Here is a 16057-nt window from a genome sequence, read left to right as displayed (position 1 = left end):
CCGTCATCGGGTGGGACTGCCGCACCAGCACAATGTAATCATGACCTCTCCCTCAGCCGCACTGCAGCGCAACGCCGGGTCCACGCTGGCCAATCGGATGGCGGCCATGCTGGCCGGTATCGGCCTCCTGCACTTCGTGGCGCCGAAGCCGTTCGACGGGATCATCCCGGCGGAATTGCCCGGCAGCCCGCGGTTTTACACCTACGCCTCGGGGGTGGCCGAACTCGGTGTCGCCGCCGCGCTCGCGGCGCCGCAGACCCGCAAGGCCGGAGCGCTGGCCGCCGTCGCGCTGTACGTCGCAGTTTTCCCCGGCAACGTCAACATGGTGCGGCTGTGGTGGGACAAGCCGTGGCCGATGCGCATCGTCGCCCTGGCCCGCCTGCCGCTGCAGGTCCCGATGATCACTCAGGCGCTCAAGATCTACCGCACCTCCTGACGCGCCGGTTCCCGCGCCGCCTCCAGCAACGCCACGAGATCCTCGACGTCCGGTAGCCCCGGCGGGCGCACCGTCTGGTTGGGGCGGACGTAGTGGAACGCCGCACGCACCCGCTCCACCGGGCACCCGCTGAGCTGTGCCCACGCCAGCCGGTAGACGGCGAGCTGGATCGCGGCGTGCTGCGCGGCTGCGGGGGTGTCCGGCGGCGCTCCGGTCTTCCAGTCGACGACGGTCGCGCCGCCGTCGTCGTCGGCGAACACCGCGTCGATGCGCCCCCGCACCATCGTCTCGCCGATGACCATGTCGAACGGCACCTCGACGTCGATCGGTGTGCGGGCCGCCCAGGGCGACACCATGAACGCGGTCTGGAGTTCGGCGAGCTGTTCGGCCTCGGTGCGTCTGATGTCGCTGTCGACGGCTCCGGGCAGATCGTCGAGATCGAACAACCGCTCGGCGCCGAAGTAGCGCTGCACCCAGTCGTGGAAGGCCGTGCCCAGCGATGCGTGCGGGTCCGGGCGGGCGGGCAGCCGCCGGTTGAGCCGGGACAGCGCCGTCTCCGGGTCGTCGCTGAGGGTGACCAGCGTGCTGACCGACACCTCGGCGGGCAGCTCCGGCGGTGGCTTCTGCGCCGCCCGTTCCCGTTCGGCGAGCAGCGCGTCCACGTCGGCCGTCCAGCCGTCCACATCCTGAGCCGGTCCCGCCGCGCCCGCCATCGCCCTGGTGACCAGTTCCGCGCCCCGGTCGAGGGCGGCGCGCCGATCACCGGCCGGGTCGGCGGGCCAGAGCACCTCTTTGACGGTGTCGCGTAACGGGTTCCTCTCCCCGTCGGGGGGCGCCGGCGCCCACTGGTCGACCACGCCGCACGGTTGGCCGGCCTGCTCCGCGCGGTCGACGATGTCCTTGAGCTCCTCGAGGAACTCCGACGGGCCCCGCGGCTTGCCCTCCGTCGCACCCCAGTGGTGCCCCGAGAGCAGCAGCGTGTCCTCGGCGCGGGTGAGCGCGACGTACAGCAGTCGCCGCTCCTCGTCGGTGCGACGCTGCTCGAGGCGGCGCTTGTGGTCGTTGATCCTGTCGGACAGGATCTTTCGATCGTTGACGTCCGAGGTGTCGAGTACTGGCACGCCATGGTCGGTGGTGGTGGCACGGTCACCCCGGAGCAGCGGAGGCAGATCCGCCGGATCGGTCAGCCACGTCCGGGCCTGCGCGGTCGACGGGAAGATCCGCCCACTCAGGTGCGGCACCGCCACCACCTGCCATTCCAGCCCCTTGGCCGCGTGCACCGTGAGGATCTGCACCCGATCACTGGAAACGGCGAAATCCGCGGGCGCCAGACCGTTCTCCCGTTCCATCGCCGCATCGAGATAGGCCAGCAGCCCACCGACCGTCGCGCCGGGGCGGCCCGCGTAGTCGGCGACGACGTCGACGAAGGCGTCGAGATGCTCGGTTCCCGACCAGTCCGACGGCACCGGCATACCGGCGCGGGCCTCGACGTCGACACCGAGCACCCGGCGCACCTCGGCGACGAGGTCGGGCAGCGCCATCCCGAGATGACCACGCAGCGACGTCAATTCGCGGCCCAGCGCCACGATGCGGCGGTAGCCCTCCGTCGAGTACCGGTCGGCGGCCCCGGGATCACAGATCGCGTCGGCCAGGCAGGCGGCGTCGGCGTCCGGCGCGGCCTGCGCGACGATCCCGGCCGCCGACGCCTCCGGACCCGGGCCGCCCTCGTCCAGCTCGACGGCCCGCCGCCACAGCGCTGCGATGTCGCGCCCGCCGAGACGCCACCGCGGGCCGGTCACGGTGCGCATCGCCGCCGCACCCGCGGTGGGATCGGCCACCAGACGCAACATCGCCACCACGTCCGCGACCTCGGCGACGCCCAGCAGCCCCGCCAACCCCACCACCTCCACGGGCACCCCCCGCGCCGTGAGGGCTTCGGCCATCGGCGCCGCATCGGCGTTGCGACGCAGCAGCACCGCCGCCGTGGGCGGGGCCTCGCCTTCGGCGCGGCCGGCGTGGTAGCGCCGCGCCACCTCGTCGGCGACCCAATCACGTTCCGTGGCAACGTCGTCGAGCAACGCCAACCGTATGGTCCCGGGCTCAGCGCCCGGCCGTGGCCGCAGCGACCGCACCGCCACGGAGCGATGCCGGGCCTCCGCGGACACCGCGTTGGCCAGATGCAGTGTGCTCGGCGGATTGCGCCAGCTGGTGCGAAGCTCCAGGACGCGGGCGGGACTGCCGTCGGAGAGCGGGAAGTCGGTGGCGAAACGGGGCAGGTTCGTCGCCGACGCGCCGCGCCAACCGTAGATCGACTGGATGGGGTCACCGACCGCGGTCAACGCCAGGCCGTCGTCCACCCCGCCACCGAACAACGCCGACAACGCCACCCGCTGCGCGTGCCCGGTGTCCTGGTATTCGTCGAGCAGCACCACGCGGTAGCGGGCCCGCAACTCGGCGCCGACCTGAGGGAAGGCGGCCGCCAACCGGGCGGCGGCGGCCATCTGCATCCCGAAGTCCATCACCTTCTCCGACTGCATCCGTCGGTGCAGGGCGTCGATCAGCGGGATGAGCTCGGTGCGCTCGGTCTGCGTCGCCAGCATCCGCAGCAGCCACTGACTGGGTCCCCGGTCGCGCTGATACGGGCCGGCGGGCAGCGTGTGCACCAGCCTCTCGAGTTCGACGTGGGTGTCGCGCAGTTCGTCGGTGTCGACCAGATGCTCGGCCAGCTGACCGGCGAGGCGCAGCACCATGTCGGTGACGGCCGCCGGCGTCTTGTCGATGTCGAGCGGGCCGGGATGCTCGCACACCACGCGATGGGCGAGCTGCCACAGTTCGGTCTCCCCGACCAACCGGGTGTCCGGCTCGATCGGCAGCAGCAGACCGTGCTCCCGCAGCAGGGTGCCGGCGAACGCGTGGTAGGTGCTGACGGTCGGGGGGTCGTCGGCGGTGTCCATGCCCGAACCGGCGCCGGGCACCAGCCCGGCACCGGACAGCCGGGCCAGCCGGGTGCGCACCCGGCGCAACAACTGACCGGCCGCCTTACGGGTGAAGGTCAGCCCGAGGACCTGGCCCGGGGTGGCGTAGCCGTTGGCGACCAGCCACACCACCCGGGCGGCCATCGTCTCGGTTTTGCCCGCACCCGCCCCGGCGATCACGACGACCGGGCCCGGCGGTGCGGCGATCACCGCGGCCTGTTCGTCGGTGGGCGCGAAAAGCCCCAGCGCCGAGGCCAAGTCGGCGGGACTGTACCGCGCGGTCATGCGCGCTCCCCCGCGGACTGGGCGGGGCAGCTGCTGCGCACCGGACAGTGTGTGCAGTTGTCGTTGACCCGCGCGACGAACCCCGGCCCCTGGGTGGCGGCGGCGGCCTCGGCCACCTCGCTCCTCCACTGTGCGACGGCGTCGGCGGTCATGGCGTCCTGCTCGCGTTCGGTCGGCCCGGCCGCGCCGCTCTTGCCCAGGTACACCAGCTTGCCGCCGCCGGGTACGTCGCCCTCGGCGAGCAGACCCGCCGCGACCGCCAGCTGATACATCGCCAGCTGGGCGTGGCGCTGGGCGTCGTCCTTGGTGACCGGGCTCTTGCCCGTCTTGACGTCCACGACCACCAACCGGCCGGCGCTGTCGCGCTCCAACCGGTCGAGGCGGCCGCGCACCCGCACCGCGGGCCGGCCGCCGTCGGCGTCGCAGATCACGCCGTCGACGTCGACCTCGGTGCCGACCTCGGTCAGCTCGCGGCGCGTCTGGACGCGCCACTGCTCGAACGCCGACAGCATGGCCTGGTGGCGGGTCAGCTCGTTGGCGGCGTGCCACTGCGCCTCGTACGGCAGGTCGTCCCACACCCGCTCGAGGTCGTTGAGCAGCTGGCTCTCCGTCCGACCCGATTCGGACACCAGCGCGTGCAGCAGCGATCCGACCGCGGACCGCACATCGCGCCCGTCGCGGCCGCCGTGGCGTTCGAGCAACCAGCGCAGCGGGCAGTCGGTCAGGGTCTGCAGCGTCGACGGCGACAGCGTGATCACCTGCTGCTCGTCGCTCCACAGCGGTTCTTCCGTGGACAGGGCCGTCATGGCGTGCCACTGGCCGGGATCCGCTCCGGGAACGCCCGCCGCGGCGAGCCGCGCGAGCTGGGCGGCCGCACAGTCGCGGGCCGCGTCGTCGACCGCGCCGTCGGGTGCGCACACCACCGCGCGTAGCCGGCCGACCAGCGCGGACGGTGCCAGGACGCGCGGCGCCCGCACGGGGGCCTGCGGACCGTCACCGGTATCGGTGGCCAGCGCGGCCAGTTCCTGGCAGAACGGCGACGGCAACATCGCCTCGGCGCCGGAGTCGCTGTCGACGGCGGTCACCACGACCCGGCGGCGGGCGCGGCCGAGCGCGGCGATCAACAGCCGGCGTTCCTCGGCGAGCAGTGGTGCACGCGTCGACACCGTGTCCGAGGCGGAATCGGTCACGCCGTCGAGGATGTCGACGAGGCGTTGGGTGCCCAGCACGCCGCCGCGGGGAGTCGTGTTGGGCCACAACGCTTCCTGCAGGCCGGCGATGACGACGACGTCCCATTCGCCGGCGAGTGCGGCGTGGGCGCTGAGCACCGCGACGGCCTGCGGGTCCCGTCGCTCGCCGCGGCGGCCCGGAGGCAGGCCGAGCGCGGCGACGTGATCGAGGAAGCCCCGAAGCGAGGCACCCGCGGTGCGGGTGACGTACTGATCGGCGACGTCGAACAGGGCGGTGACGGCGTCGAGATCGCGGTCGGCCTGCGCGCCGGCGGCGCCGCCGCGTTCGCCGGCCGAGAGCCAACGCCGCTGCAGACCGCTGCGGTGCCAGGCCTGCCACAGCGTGTGCCGCGGGTCGAGGCCGTCGTCGACGCTGCCGAGCGCCGCCGCCAGCACGGACCGCACCCGGCGCAGCGGCCGCTGCAACTCCGCCGACACCTCGGGCGGCGGCCCGGTGAGCGCGTCGACGAGCAGGTCCGCGAACTCGCGCGGCGGCCGGCTGCCGTCGGCGCGGCGCAGTGCCCGGCGCAGCCGGCGCATGGTGACCGGATCGACCCGGCCGACCGGGCCGGCCAGCAGCGCCTCGGCCTGAGCGCCGGTCACACCGTCGGCGGTCGCCTCGAGCACCGTCAGCAGGGCGCGCACTGCGGGCTCGTCGACCAGCGGCGCCGCCGCGGGCAGGTCGACGGGCACGCCGGCGGCGGCCAGCGCTCGCGCCAGCGGGGCCCCGGCGCGCGGCAGCGAACGCACGATCACGGCCATCTCCGACCACGGCACGCCGTCGACGAGATGGGCCCGCCGCAGCGCGTCGGCGATGAGCGCGGATTCGGCATGTGCCGTGGCGGCGATCCGCACGGCGACCGAGCCGTCGCCCTCGGCGGCGCCGGCGAATTCGGGGCGCTGCCCCGGCAGGCGCCGCGCGATACCGGAGATCGCGCGCGCCACCGCGGGTGCGCACCGGTGCGAGCGGGTCAGCGCGATCGCGGCGCCCTCCTCGCCCCGCAGCAGCGCCGGGTCGGCCCCGCGGTAGCCGAACACCGACTGGTCCGGGTCGCCGGCGAGCACCGTCAGGTCTGCGCCTGCGGCCAGGACCCGCACCAGGCGGGCGGCCTGCGGGTCGAGGTGCTGGGCGTCGTCGACCAGGAGCAGGCCGATGCGGTTGCGCTCGGCCGCCAGCAGATCGGCGTCCGTGGCGAACGCCTCGAGGGCGGCTCCGACGAGTTCGGCCGCCCCGAGCGCGGGCGTGGTCGCCTGCGGCGCGGCCATACCCACCGCCGAGCGCAGCAGCATGATCTGCTCGTAGGCCTGCGCGAACCGGCCGGCGGCCGCCCACTCCGGACGACGGGACAGGCGGCCGAGGCGTTGCAGCGCAACGGGATCGACCCCGCGCTCGGTGCACCGGGCCATCAGGTCGCGCAGTTCGGTGGCGAACCCGGTGGTGGTGAGCGCGGGAAGCAGGGCAGCGGGCCAGGCCACCGCCGATCGGTCACCGTCCTCGAGATCACCGGCGAGCAGTTCGCGGATGATGCCGTCCTGTTCGGCGCTGGTGATCAGCCGCGGCGGGGCGTCGCCGTTGCGCTGGGCGGCCAGCCGCAACACCGCGAACGCATACGAGTGGACGGTGCGGACCAGCGGTTCGCGCACCACTTTCCGGGCGCCGCCCTCGAGCAGCCTGCGGGTCACCGCGGCGCGGGCCGCAGACCGCAGCGACGCCGAACCGGTCAGCAGCAGAATCGATTCCGGATCGACCCCGGCGGCGATGTGCGCGGCCGCGGTGTCGACCAGCAGCGTCGACTTCCCGGTCCCCGGGCCCCCGAGCAGGCGCACCACGCCGCGCCGCCCGGGCGCGAGCAGCGGGCGCGGCTCGGTGTGCTCGGCGGTGGTCGATTCGACGTCCGGTGCGGTCATGAGTGCATGAGACCACGGGGGTCCGACACGTCACCGTCGGTGCGGGCTGGCACCATCGTCGACGTGAGCCTGCATGTGCACCGCTACGGTCCGCCGGAACCCACCCAGCTGCTGGCTGTGCACGGGCTGACCGGCCACGGTCAGCGCTGGCAGACGCTGGCGACCCGGTATCTGCCCGAGTTCTCCGTCGCCGCACCGGACTTGATCGGTCACGGCCGGTCCTCCTGGGCGGCGCCGTGGACGCTGGACGCCAACACCGACGCGCTCGCCGCCCTGCTCGACGCCGGCGGGGGCGGTCCGGCCGTCGTGGTCGGGCACTCCTTCGGTGGGGCGGTCGCGCTGTCGCTGGCGGCGGCGCGGCCGGACCTCGTGTCCGGGCTCGTGCTGCTCGACCCCGCGGTCGGCCTGGACGGCGAGTGGATGCGGGAGATCGCCGACGACATGTTCGCCTCGCCCGACTACACCGACCGGGCGGAAGCGCGGGACGAGAAGGTGTCGGGGTCGTGGGGCGAGGTGGAATCCGCCGAACTGGACCGCGAACTCGACGAGCACCTGGTCACCCTGCCCAACGGCCGCAGTGGGTGGCGGATCAGCATTCCGGCGATGATGTCGTACTGGAGTGAGCTGGCCCGGCCCGTCACCGTCCCCCGCGACGGCACGCCCACCACGCTGGTCCGAGCCGCGCGCACCGACCCGCCGTACGCCACGGATGAGCTGCTCGCCGCGCTCGACGCGGCGCTCGGGTCGGATCTGACTGTGCTGCAGTGGGATTGTGACCACATGGTGGGTCAGGCAAAACCCGCCGAGACCGCTGCGGTCATCCGCGAACACCTCGAACGGCGCTGACCGTGGCGGCCATCACCGACCGACAGGTGGAGGCCGTGCGTGCCCTGGTCAGCCGAATCCCGCCGGGCCGGGTCGCCACGTACGGTGACATCGCGGATGCGGCAGGGTTGTCGAGTCCCCGGATCGTGGGCTGGATCATGCGCACCGACTCGTCGGATCTGCCGTGGCACCGCGTGATCGGCGCATCCGGCCGCCCGGCACCGCATCTGGCCACCCGGCAACTCGAACTGCTGCGCGCCGAAGGAGTGCTCGCGCTCGACGGCCGGGTGCGGCTGCGCGAGGTCCGGTACAGCTTCGACTAGAGCACCAACCGCACCAGCGCCGCGGTGCGGGCCAGGCCGGGGAACGCGGCCGCCGTCGACCGTGGGTGCAGCGCATGGACGGCAAGCCGGAACATCAAGGCGCGCAACAACATCTGCGGCCATTCGGGCAGCGAGGCCCAACGCTCGATCAGCCCGTCGTCGGCCTCTCCCCAGGACAGTGCGTCGACGACGACCACCCCGGCCGCCCAGGACGCCGGCCGCCAGTACGGCGTGATGTCGGTGATCCCGGGGGCGGCCGCGCCCGCGAACAGCACCGTGCCGTAGAGGTCGCCGTGCACCAGCTGACTCGGGCTCTTGGTGGCCCGGCGCAGGGTCGCGAGCTGGTTGATCAGCTCGACGGAGCGTTGACCGTCGGAGGAACCGGGCGCCACCCGCGCGCCCGGCGGCAGCGAGTGCAGCGGGCGCTCCTCCCAGGCGGCGCGGTCCGCGGCGATGAACACGTCGACGTCGGCCCACGGAGCGACAGGCGGCTGGGTGAGGAAACGTGGCCGTTCGAGCTTGGCGGTCGCCTCGTGCAGGCGCACCGCCGCGGACACCACCTCGTCGTGCCGCGGTTCGGGGGTGCCCGCGACGAACGTGTCGGCCCGCCAACCGGCCACCACGTACCGCCCGTCGGTGGACCGCACGGGCCGGGCCAGGCGCACCCCGTCGACGAACAACGTCTCCCGGACCTTCGCCGACCAGGCCGCGCGGGCGTGGTCGGCAACCATGGACAGCACCACCTCGCCGCAGCGCCAGCCGCCCTCCCAGCTCGTCCCGAGCGGGACCGGACGCACGCCGACCAGCCCGAACGCCGCCAGGACATGATCGGGCGGTCGCTCGGTGCTCACCAGGTCAGGCTACCGGTGACAGTGCCGACAATTGACGCGCTGACCTGCTGTGTCGCCGAGCCGTTGCCGTGCTGAGACCTACGGGTCGGTCAGTACATCACCATGTCGGGCTCGAGTTGCCTCGCCCATGCCACGATGCCGCCCTGTAGATGCAGCGCGTCGGCGAACCCGGCCTTCTTCACCGCCGCGAGCGCCTCGGCCGAGCGAACGCCGGTCTTGCAATAGAGCACCGGGATCCGGTCGTGCGGCAGCCGGGCCAGCCCGTCGCCGGCCTCGATGGCCGACTTCGGGATGAGCTCGGCGCCCTCGATCCGGTTGATGTCCCATTCGACCTGCTCGCGCACATCGATCAGGGCCACCGGCTTCCCCGCGTCGATCAGGTCGCGCAGTTCCCGGGGCGTGACCGTGGAATCGGCGGCGGCCGCGGCGGCCGCGTCGGAGACCACACCGCAGAACGCCTCGTAGTCGATGAGCTCGGTGATCTTCGGCGTCTCCGGATCCTTGCGGATCTTGATCGTGCGATAGGTCATGTCGAGTGCGTCGTAGACCATCAACCGGCCGAGCAGCGGATCGCCGATACCGGTGATCAGCTTGATGGCCTCGGTCCCCATCACCGACGCGATCGACGCGCACAGGATGCCCAGGACCCCGCCCTCGGCGCAGGACGGGACCATGCCCGGAGGCGGCGGTTCGGGGTACAGATCGCGGTAGTTCAGGCCCAGACCGTGCGGCGCGTCCTCCCAGAACACCGACACCTGGCCTTCGAAGCGGTAGATCGAGCCCCACACGTACGGCTTGTGCGCCAGCACCGCGGCGTCGTTGACCAGATAGCGGGTCGCGAAGTTGTCGGTGCCGTCGAGGATGAGGTCGTACTGCTCGAACAACTCGACGGCGTTCTCCGGCTCGAGGCGGTCCTCGTGGAGGCGGACGGTCACCAGCGGGTTGACCTCCAGGATGGAGTCGCGCGCGCTTTGCGCCTTGGACCGGCCGATGTCGGACTGGCCGTGGATGATCTGCCGCTGCAGGTTGGATTCGTCGACGACATCGAATTCGACGATCCCGATGGTGCCCACCCCGGCGGCCGCCAGGTACAGCAGCGTCGGCGAACCCAGCCCGCCGGCGCCGATGACCAGCACCTTGGCGTTCTTGAGGCGCTTCTGACCGTCGAGTCCGAGGTCGGGGATGATCAGGTGGCGGCTGTAACGGGCGACCTCTTCACGGGTCAGTTCGCCAACCGGTTCCACCAGCGGAGGCAATGATTGTTGAGGGAGCGTTCCCACATTCCCGGACACCGGTATCTCCTCAAGTCTGCGGTGCGTCGACCACGGTCGGCAGTCGAGTCACCTTCACAATAGGCACCTGACACAACAGCGCAGAGCCCCGCAGGCTTCCCGTCAGGCGATCGGATACGGCCAGGGGTTGAAGCGGCACGTCAGCCCGTCGGACCGCACGGTCTCGGGGTCGAACCGGGAGGCGTCGTCGTTGGAGGTGGAGAACGTCTGCTGCATCATGATCGGCGCGAGCGCGCCGTTCTCGATGCAGGATTCGTGGCGCTGGTAGCCGATCGCGTGGCCCACTTCGTGGTTGACGAGGTACTGCCGGTAGGACCCGATGTCGCCCTGGAACGGCACGGCCCCGCGCACCCAGCGCGCCTCGTTGATGAACACCCGCGGTTGGTCGCCGAGGTAGGCCGGGTTGTAGCAGGACGCCTCGAGCTGGATGTCGTAGCCGCAGCCCTCGCGGATGGTCAGCGGTGAGGTCAGCGATACCCGGAAGTCGGGGACGCCGGCACCGGCATCGATGCGGGTGAACGCGAACTGCGGGTTGTGGGTCCAGCTCTTCGGGTTGGCCAGCGTCTCGTCGACCATGCGGGCGAAACCCTCGTCACCGCCGAACCCGGTGGTGTCGAGGCCGTCCTCGACCTCGACGGTGTAGGTGAAGTTCTTGGTGGTTCCCTGGCCGACCTGCGGCGTGGTCCCGGGCACGACGTGCCAGGTTCGGGCGCCCGCCTCGGTGAAGGGGCCGCCCGCGGGCAGGATGCCGGTCGGCAGATTCGCGTCGAACTGGGTGAGCCCCTTGGGCGGTGCGCCGACGATCGCGGTGCTGGCCACGCCGATCGTGGGCGGGCCCTGCACCGGCCCTTCCTCGTCGGCCACCTGTTGGGGCGCGCTCGTCCCGGTCACGGTCTGATAGATGACGACGACGGTGAGCACGGCGAGCACCGGCAGCGCGTAGGCGCGCCAGCCGTAGGTCGACACGAAACGGCCGAGCCAGGTCTGTTTGCGCCACTGCCGCCGGTCGTCCCGGTTGGACCGGACGCGCCCACTCTCGGCGGCCAGCGGGTCGCGTTGGGCGCGCAGCGGATCGCGCCTGCCGCGTTGCGAATCCTGCCAGTCGGTGCGCACGGCCGGGACCCGACCGTCGCCGCGACGCTCTGGACCCATGTGTCCTCCACGCGAGCGGGAGTCGTAGGTCACCAAAACAGAATGGCACAGTCCGCTGGACTTGAGTTTCCGGCGCGCCACCGCCGCCGGTTAGGTGTCGGGACGCGTGGGCCAGGCGATCGGTAGTAATGTCGGAGCGATGAGCGCCTCGGGCCATCACCGCCAAGCGCGCCAGCCGAATCCAGATTGAGGACTTGATGAGCGATCTCACCAACACCGCTGAGAGGAGTGGCGACAAGCCGGCCAACGGCACCGGGCTGCCGAAGAACAACCGGCGCGGCAATCGACTTCCTCGCGACGAGCGCCGCGGGCAGTTACTGATCGCCGCCAGTGAGGTTTTCGTCGACCGGGGTTACCACGCCGCAGGCATGGACGAGATCGCGGATCGCGCCGGTGTCAGCAAACCGGTTCTGTACCAACACTTCTCGTCGAAGCTCGAGCTGTATCTCGCCGTGCTGCAACGCCACGTCGACAACATGGTCTCCGGCGTGCGCCAGGCGCTGCGCACCACCACCGACAACCGGCAGCGGCTGCGCGCGGCCGTACAGGCCTTCTTCGATTTCATCGAACACGACAGCCAGGGCTACCGGCTGATCTTCGAGAACGACTACACCACCGAACCGCAGGTCGCCGCACAGGTGAAAGTGGCGACCGAGGCCTGCACCGATGCGGTGTTCGACCTGATCAGCCGGGACTCCGGCCTGGAGGCCCACCGGGCCAGGATGATCGCGGTGGGCCTCGTGGCCATCAGCGTGGACTGTGCCCGCTACTGGCTGGACGCCGAGCGGCCGATCTCGAAGGACGACGCCGTCGACGGCACGGTGCACTTCGCCTGGGGCGGGCTGTCACACGTGCCGCTCACCCGTTCTTGATGGCCTCCGCGCCGACGACACCGAAGCCGACCCGCCGCACATCGGCTGCGCCGATCTCCACGTAGGCGATCCGGCTGGTCTGCACCAGGTAGCGCCGCCCCTTCTCGTCCGACAGCGCCAGCACGCCGCCCGCGCCCTCGGCGAGGGCGTCGGTCACCAGCTTCTCGACCTCACCGGGCGTCTGCGCGCTGTTGAGGACGAGCTCGCGTGGGCTGTCCGAGACACCGATCTTGACCTCCACGCTGCACCCTTTCGTCGTAGGAGTCGCTCACTCCTGTCGCTCACCGGAAAGGCTAGTGGACGCCGCGTCCCCGTCGCCGCCCTGGTGATTACGCGCTGCGCGAAGCGGTGCGGCGTGGTGCCGCGAAACAGCATTCCCTGCGGTCAGGCGTGCGACTTGGCGACAGGGAATGCTGTTTCGCGCAGAAGCGCATAGCGACCGAACCGACGCCGGACCGTGACCGAATCGAATGCCGCCCAGGCCTCATCTGTCACTTCTACCCCGCTAGCATCGGACGCAGAGCCGCTGCACGCTACCGGAAAGCCGCCATGACCAGGCATTATTCGCCGCATTCGCCGTACACATCCGCGCGGACCGAACGCGTGGACCGCCCGAGTCACGAGCCGTACACCGGCGCCGATCACCCGGGGTACCGCCAGTACGCCGACACCGCCGTCGGAACCGGCACCTACCGCGCCCACACCGGCCACGGGCAGAGCTGGGACTCCGCACCGTACGGCGCAACGGAGCTCGAGGACGCCGATTACGAGGATTACGAGGACTACGACGCGTATGCGTACGCGACGACCCTCGACACCCGCTGGAAGTGGATCGCCGGCGTCGCGGGCGCGGTCCTGCTCGTCGCGGTGATCTGCACGGTGGTGATCCTCGGCGGCGGCGACAGCGGATCGGTCTCCGCGACGGTCGACTCCTCGATGCAGAGCCCGCCACCGGCCACCGCCGCGCCGCAGGACACCTCGGCGCCCGCACCGCCCCCGGTCGCCTCGCTGGCCCCCGAGACCATCACGACCGTGACTCCGACCGCTCCTCCGTCGCCGACGGCGAGCGCCACCCCGGGTCCGGCCCCGAGCGCGGTCGCTCCCCCGCCGCCGCCCGCGGCGACCCCTCGCGCGATCACCTACACGGTCACCGGCAACCGCCAGCTCATCGACTTCGTGACCGTCATCTACACCGACCAGCAGGGCGCACTGCAGACCGACGTCAACGTGACGCTGCCGTGGTCGAAGACCGTCGTGCTCGACCCCGGCGTGGAACTCAAATCGGTCACCGCCACCAGCGTCGGAGGTCAGCTCAACTGCGCGATCACCGACGCCGCGGGCACGGCGCTGGTCTCGCAAAACAACAACTCGATGATCGCCACCTGCACGCAGTAGCGCCTCAGGCCAGGCCGAGTTCCTGCATCCGGGCGTGGTGGGTCTGCTGTAACCGGTCGAAGAATCCGGCCACCTGCGTCAACCCCTCACCGCCGGCCATCACGAGGTCGACGAGTTCGTCGTGATCGGCCAGGACGTACTGCGCCTGCGTGATCGCCTCGCCCAGCAGCCGCCGCGACCACAGCGCCAAGCGGTGCCGCTGCCGGTCGCTGGCGGTCACCGCGGCGCGCACCTCGGCGACCACGAACTGCGAGTGCCCGGTCTCGGCCAGCACGCCGCGCACCACCGCGGCCACCTCGTCGGGCAGGGCAGCGGCGATCTCGTTGTAGAAGTCCGCGGCGAGCGCATCGCCGACGTAGGTCTTGACCAGCGCCTCGAGCCAGGTGCTCGGCGTGGTCAGACGGTGATAGTTCTCCAGCGCCGAGGCATAGTTCGTCATCGCGGGCACCACGTCGACGCCGCGGCGCTCCATCGCCTCCCGCAGCAACTCGTAGTGGTTCATCTCCGCGGCCGCCATACACGCCATGTTGATGCGTCCGCGCAGGTTGGGGGCCATCCGCGCCTCGTCGGTCAGCCGGTAGAACGCGGCCACCTCACCGTAGGCGAGCAGCGCGAACAGCTTGTCGACGCCGGGATGATCGGCCGACACACCTGCCGTTTGCGGGGTGACGGTCTGTTCTCCCGAGGCAGCAGGCGGCGTCGAATTCATGGCCCAACTGTAATGGCCGACGAGCGCCGCTCCACGTCGGCAAAGCCATCCAGGGTATGATGGCTCCAGGCGGCGGCTCATTCGAGACGGGCCGCTCCCTAAAGAAATGTGCGTGCACGCGTTGGCCCGCCTCCGAAAGTGCAGGGCCCAACGGATCGGCACCGCCCGTGACGGGCGACGAGGCCGCTTCATCGTCAGACTCGTGTGCGCGTGGAAAACCACGAGGTCCGACTTTGAGTCGACTATGAAAGGCCACGTTCACTTCGCATGACTCCTTTGACAACTCCTGTTGACATGACATTCGCCAGCCTCGGCGTACGCGACGAGATCTGTCGCGCACTCGCCGAGGAAGGCATCCACCAGCCGTTCGCCATCCAGGAACTGACGCTGCCCATGGCGTTGGCCGGCGACGACCTGATCGGTCAGGCCCGCACCGGGATGGGCAAGACCTACGCCTTCGGCGTCCCGCTGCTGCAACGGGTCACCACCGACACCGAGAAGACCCTCACCGGTATCCCGCGCGCCCTGATCGTGGTGCCGACCCGCGAGCTGTGCCTGCAGGTCCACAGCGACCTGTCGCTGGCCGCCAAGTACCTGACCGCCGGCGACCGGAAACTGTCCGTCGTGTCGATCTACGGCGGCCGCCCCTACGAGCCCCAGATCGAGTCGCTGCGCAAGGGCGCCGACGTCGTGGTGGGAACCCCGGGCCGCCTGCTCGACCTGGCCCAGCAGGGTCACCTGCAGCTCGGCGGCCTGAACGTGCTGGTGCTCGACGAGGCCGACGAGATGCTCGACCTGGGCTTCCTGCCCGACATCGAGCGGATCCTGCGCCAGACCCCCGACACCCGCCAGGCGATGCTGTTCTCCGCCACGATGCCGGATCCGATCATCACGCTGGCCCGCACCTTCATGAATCAGCCCACCCACATCCGGGCTGAGGCGCCGCATTCGGCCGCCACGCACGACACCACCGCCCAGTTCGCCTACCGGGCCCACGCGCTGGACAAGGTCGAGATGGTCAGCCGCATCCTGCAGGCCGACGGCCGCGGCGCGACGATGATCTTCACCCGCACCAAGCGCACCGCGCAGAAGGTGGCCGACGAACTCGCCGAGCGCGGCTTCAAGGTCGGCGCCGTCCACGGTGACCTCGGCCAGGGCGCGCGCGAGAAGGCGCTCAAGAGCTTCCGCACCGGCGAGGTCGACGTGCTGGTCGCCACCGACGTCGCGGCGCGCGGCATCGACATCGACGACATCACCCACGTCATCAACTTCCAGATCCCCGAGGACGAGCAGGCCTACGTGCACCGCATCGGCCGGACCGGCCGCGCGGGCAAGACCGGTGTCGCGGTGACGCTGGTCGACTGGGACGAACTCCCCCGCTGGTCGATGATCGACAAGGCGCTCGGCCTGAACACCCCCGATCCGGCCGAGACGTACTCCAGCTCGCCCCATCTCTACGAGGAGCTGAGCATCCCCACCGACGCCGGCGGTTCGGTGGGTGAGCCGAAGGCCAGGGCCGCGAAGCGCCCCGAACGCGCCGCCCGTGGCGAGCGTGACGGTGACCGCGACGGGGACGACAAGCCCACGCGCAGCCGGTCGCGCAACCGTCGCCGCACCCGCGCCGGCAAGCCGGTCACCGGCCACGTCGAGGGCTCGGCCGAGCAGCCGGCCACCGAGGCCACAGCCGGTCAGACGGAGTCGGACGCCGATTCTGGCGGCGAGTCCGGCCAGGCCGGGCGTCGGCGCCGCCGTCGGCGTCCGCGCAAGGCCGCGTCCACCACCAGCTGACCGACGGCCAGCCGCAT

At 71.4% G+C, this 16057-nt stretch carries 13 protein-coding genes; 6 read left to right on the top strand and 7 right to left on the bottom strand.

Translation table 11 applies throughout. The features are described from left to right. Positions 1 to 40: 40 nt before the first annotated feature. Entirely contained in the window at positions 41 to 436 is a 396-nt protein-coding gene (locus AU196_RS24830; protein WP_059097737.1) for a DoxX family protein, read from the top strand. Here the strand turns inward: AU196_RS24830 and AU196_RS24825 are convergent. Both AU196_RS24825 and AU196_RS24820 read right to left on the bottom strand, forming a co-directional pair. Continuing rightward, entirely contained in the window at positions 421 to 3696 is a 3276-nt protein-coding gene (locus tag AU196_RS24825) for an ATP-dependent helicase (protein ID WP_059097736.1), read from the bottom strand. The genes AU196_RS24830 and AU196_RS24825 overlap by 16 nt on opposite strands. Then, complete coding sequence (locus AU196_RS24820; RefSeq protein ID WP_059097735.1) at positions 3693 to 6833, bottom strand: ATP-dependent helicase; 3141 nt, start codon at positions 6831 to 6833, stop codon at positions 3693 to 3695. Before AU196_RS24820 ends, AU196_RS24825 begins: the two co-directional genes overlap by 4 nt. A gap of 6 nt (positions 6834 to 6839) precedes the next feature. On the opposite strand from AU196_RS24820, the gene AU196_RS24815 reads away from it, so the two are divergent. Continuing rightward, positions 6840 to 7679 carry an alpha/beta fold hydrolase gene (locus tag AU196_RS24815; RefSeq protein WP_059097734.1) on the top strand — a complete coding sequence of 280 codons (840 nt, stop codon included), beginning with the start codon at positions 6840 to 6842 and terminating at the stop codon, positions 7677 to 7679. A gap of 2 nt (positions 7680 to 7681) precedes the next feature. Further along, on the top strand, positions 7682 to 7981 hold the full coding sequence (locus AU196_RS24810) for an MGMT family protein (RefSeq protein ID WP_059097733.1): 300 nt from the start codon (positions 7682 to 7684) through the stop codon (positions 7979 to 7981). Here AU196_RS24810 and AU196_RS24805 read toward each other — a convergent pair. From AU196_RS24805 to AU196_RS24795, 3 genes are all read right to left on the bottom strand, one after another. After that, complete coding sequence (locus tag AU196_RS24805) at positions 7978 to 8832, bottom strand: TIGR02569 family protein (protein WP_059097732.1); 855 nt, start codon at positions 8830 to 8832, stop codon at positions 7978 to 7980. The genes AU196_RS24810 and AU196_RS24805 overlap by 4 nt on opposite strands. A gap of 89 nt (positions 8833 to 8921) precedes the next feature. Beyond that, entirely contained in the window at positions 8922 to 10088 is a 1167-nt protein-coding gene (moeZ, locus tag AU196_RS24800) for an adenylyltransferase/sulfurtransferase MoeZ (RefSeq protein ID WP_197415898.1), read from the bottom strand. 138 nt (positions 10089 to 10226) lie between these two features. Beyond that, on the bottom strand, positions 10227 to 11276 hold the full coding sequence (locus tag AU196_RS24795; RefSeq protein WP_059097730.1) for a DUF3152 domain-containing protein: 1050 nt from the start codon (positions 11274 to 11276) through the stop codon (positions 10227 to 10229). A 197-nt stretch (positions 11277 to 11473) separates the two neighbouring features. Here AU196_RS24795 and fasR point away from each other — a divergent pair, with 197 nt between their 5' ends. Then, complete coding sequence (gene fasR / locus AU196_RS24790) at positions 11474 to 12148, top strand: HTH-type transcriptional activator FasR (RefSeq protein WP_059097729.1); 675 nt, start codon at positions 11474 to 11476, stop codon at positions 12146 to 12148. Here fasR and AU196_RS24785 read toward each other — a convergent pair. Continuing rightward, a complete protein-coding gene (locus AU196_RS24785; protein ID WP_059097728.1) occupies positions 12135 to 12389 on the bottom strand; it encodes a DUF3107 domain-containing protein in 255 nt (84 codons plus the stop codon). The genes fasR and AU196_RS24785 overlap by 14 nt on opposite strands. Positions 12390 to 12697: 308 nt before the next feature. Here AU196_RS24785 and AU196_RS24780 point away from each other — a divergent pair, with 308 nt between their 5' ends. Further along, positions 12698 to 13543 (top strand): hypothetical protein, encoded by an 846-nt coding sequence (locus tag AU196_RS24780; protein WP_059097727.1) that lies wholly within the window; start codon positions 12698 to 12700, stop codon positions 13541 to 13543. 4 nt (positions 13544 to 13547) lie between these two features. Here the strand turns inward: AU196_RS24780 and AU196_RS24775 are convergent, their stop codons facing one another. After that, positions 13548 to 14252 (bottom strand): ferritin-like fold-containing protein, encoded by a 705-nt coding sequence (locus AU196_RS24775; protein WP_059097726.1) that lies wholly within the window; start codon positions 14250 to 14252, stop codon positions 13548 to 13550. Between the two features lie 267 nt (positions 14253 to 14519). Between AU196_RS24775 and AU196_RS24770 the strand changes: the two genes are divergently transcribed. Beyond that, a complete protein-coding gene (locus tag AU196_RS24770) occupies positions 14520 to 16040 on the top strand; it encodes a DEAD/DEAH box helicase (protein ID WP_059097725.1) in 1521 nt (506 codons plus the stop codon). Positions 16041 to 16057: the final 17 nt, after the last annotated feature.

The organism is Mycobacterium sp. IS-1742 (genome assembly GCF_001500125.1).
Taxonomy (GTDB): Bacteria; Actinomycetota; Actinomycetes; order Mycobacteriales; family Mycobacteriaceae; genus Mycobacterium.
This window is presented reverse-complemented; position numbering and strand designations above follow the sequence as displayed.

Bases quoted from the DNA above. Each gene is read 5' to 3' on its own strand.
- AU196_RS24830 (WP_059097737.1), top strand. From the start codon at position 41: ATGACCTCTCCCTCAGCCGCACTGCAGCGCAACGCCGGGTCCACGCTG.
- AU196_RS24825 (WP_059097736.1), bottom strand. From the start codon at position 3,696: ATGACCGCGCGGTACAGTCCCGCCGACTTGGCCTCGGCGCTGGGGCTT.
- AU196_RS24820 (WP_059097735.1), bottom strand. From the start codon at position 6,833: ATGACCGCACCGGACGTCGAATCGACCACCGCCGAGCACACCGAGCCG.
- AU196_RS24815 (WP_059097734.1), top strand. From the start codon at position 6,840: ATGAGACCACGGGGGTCCGACACGTCACCGTCGGTGCGGGCTGGCACC.
- AU196_RS24795 (WP_059097730.1), bottom strand. From the start codon at position 11,276: ATGGGTCCAGAGCGTCGCGGCGACGGTCGGGTCCCGGCCGTGCGCACC.
- fasR (WP_059097729.1), top strand. From the start codon at position 11,474: ATGAGCGATCTCACCAACACCGCTGAGAGGAGTGGCGACAAGCCGGCC.
- AU196_RS24780 (WP_059097727.1), top strand. From the start codon at position 12,698: ATGACCAGGCATTATTCGCCGCATTCGCCGTACACATCCGCGCGGACC.
- AU196_RS24775 (WP_059097726.1), bottom strand. From the start codon at position 14,252: ATGAATTCGACGCCGCCTGCTGCCTCGGGAGAACAGACCGTCACCCCG.
- AU196_RS24770 (WP_059097725.1), top strand. From the start codon at position 14,520: ATGACTCCTTTGACAACTCCTGTTGACATGACATTCGCCAGCCTCGGC.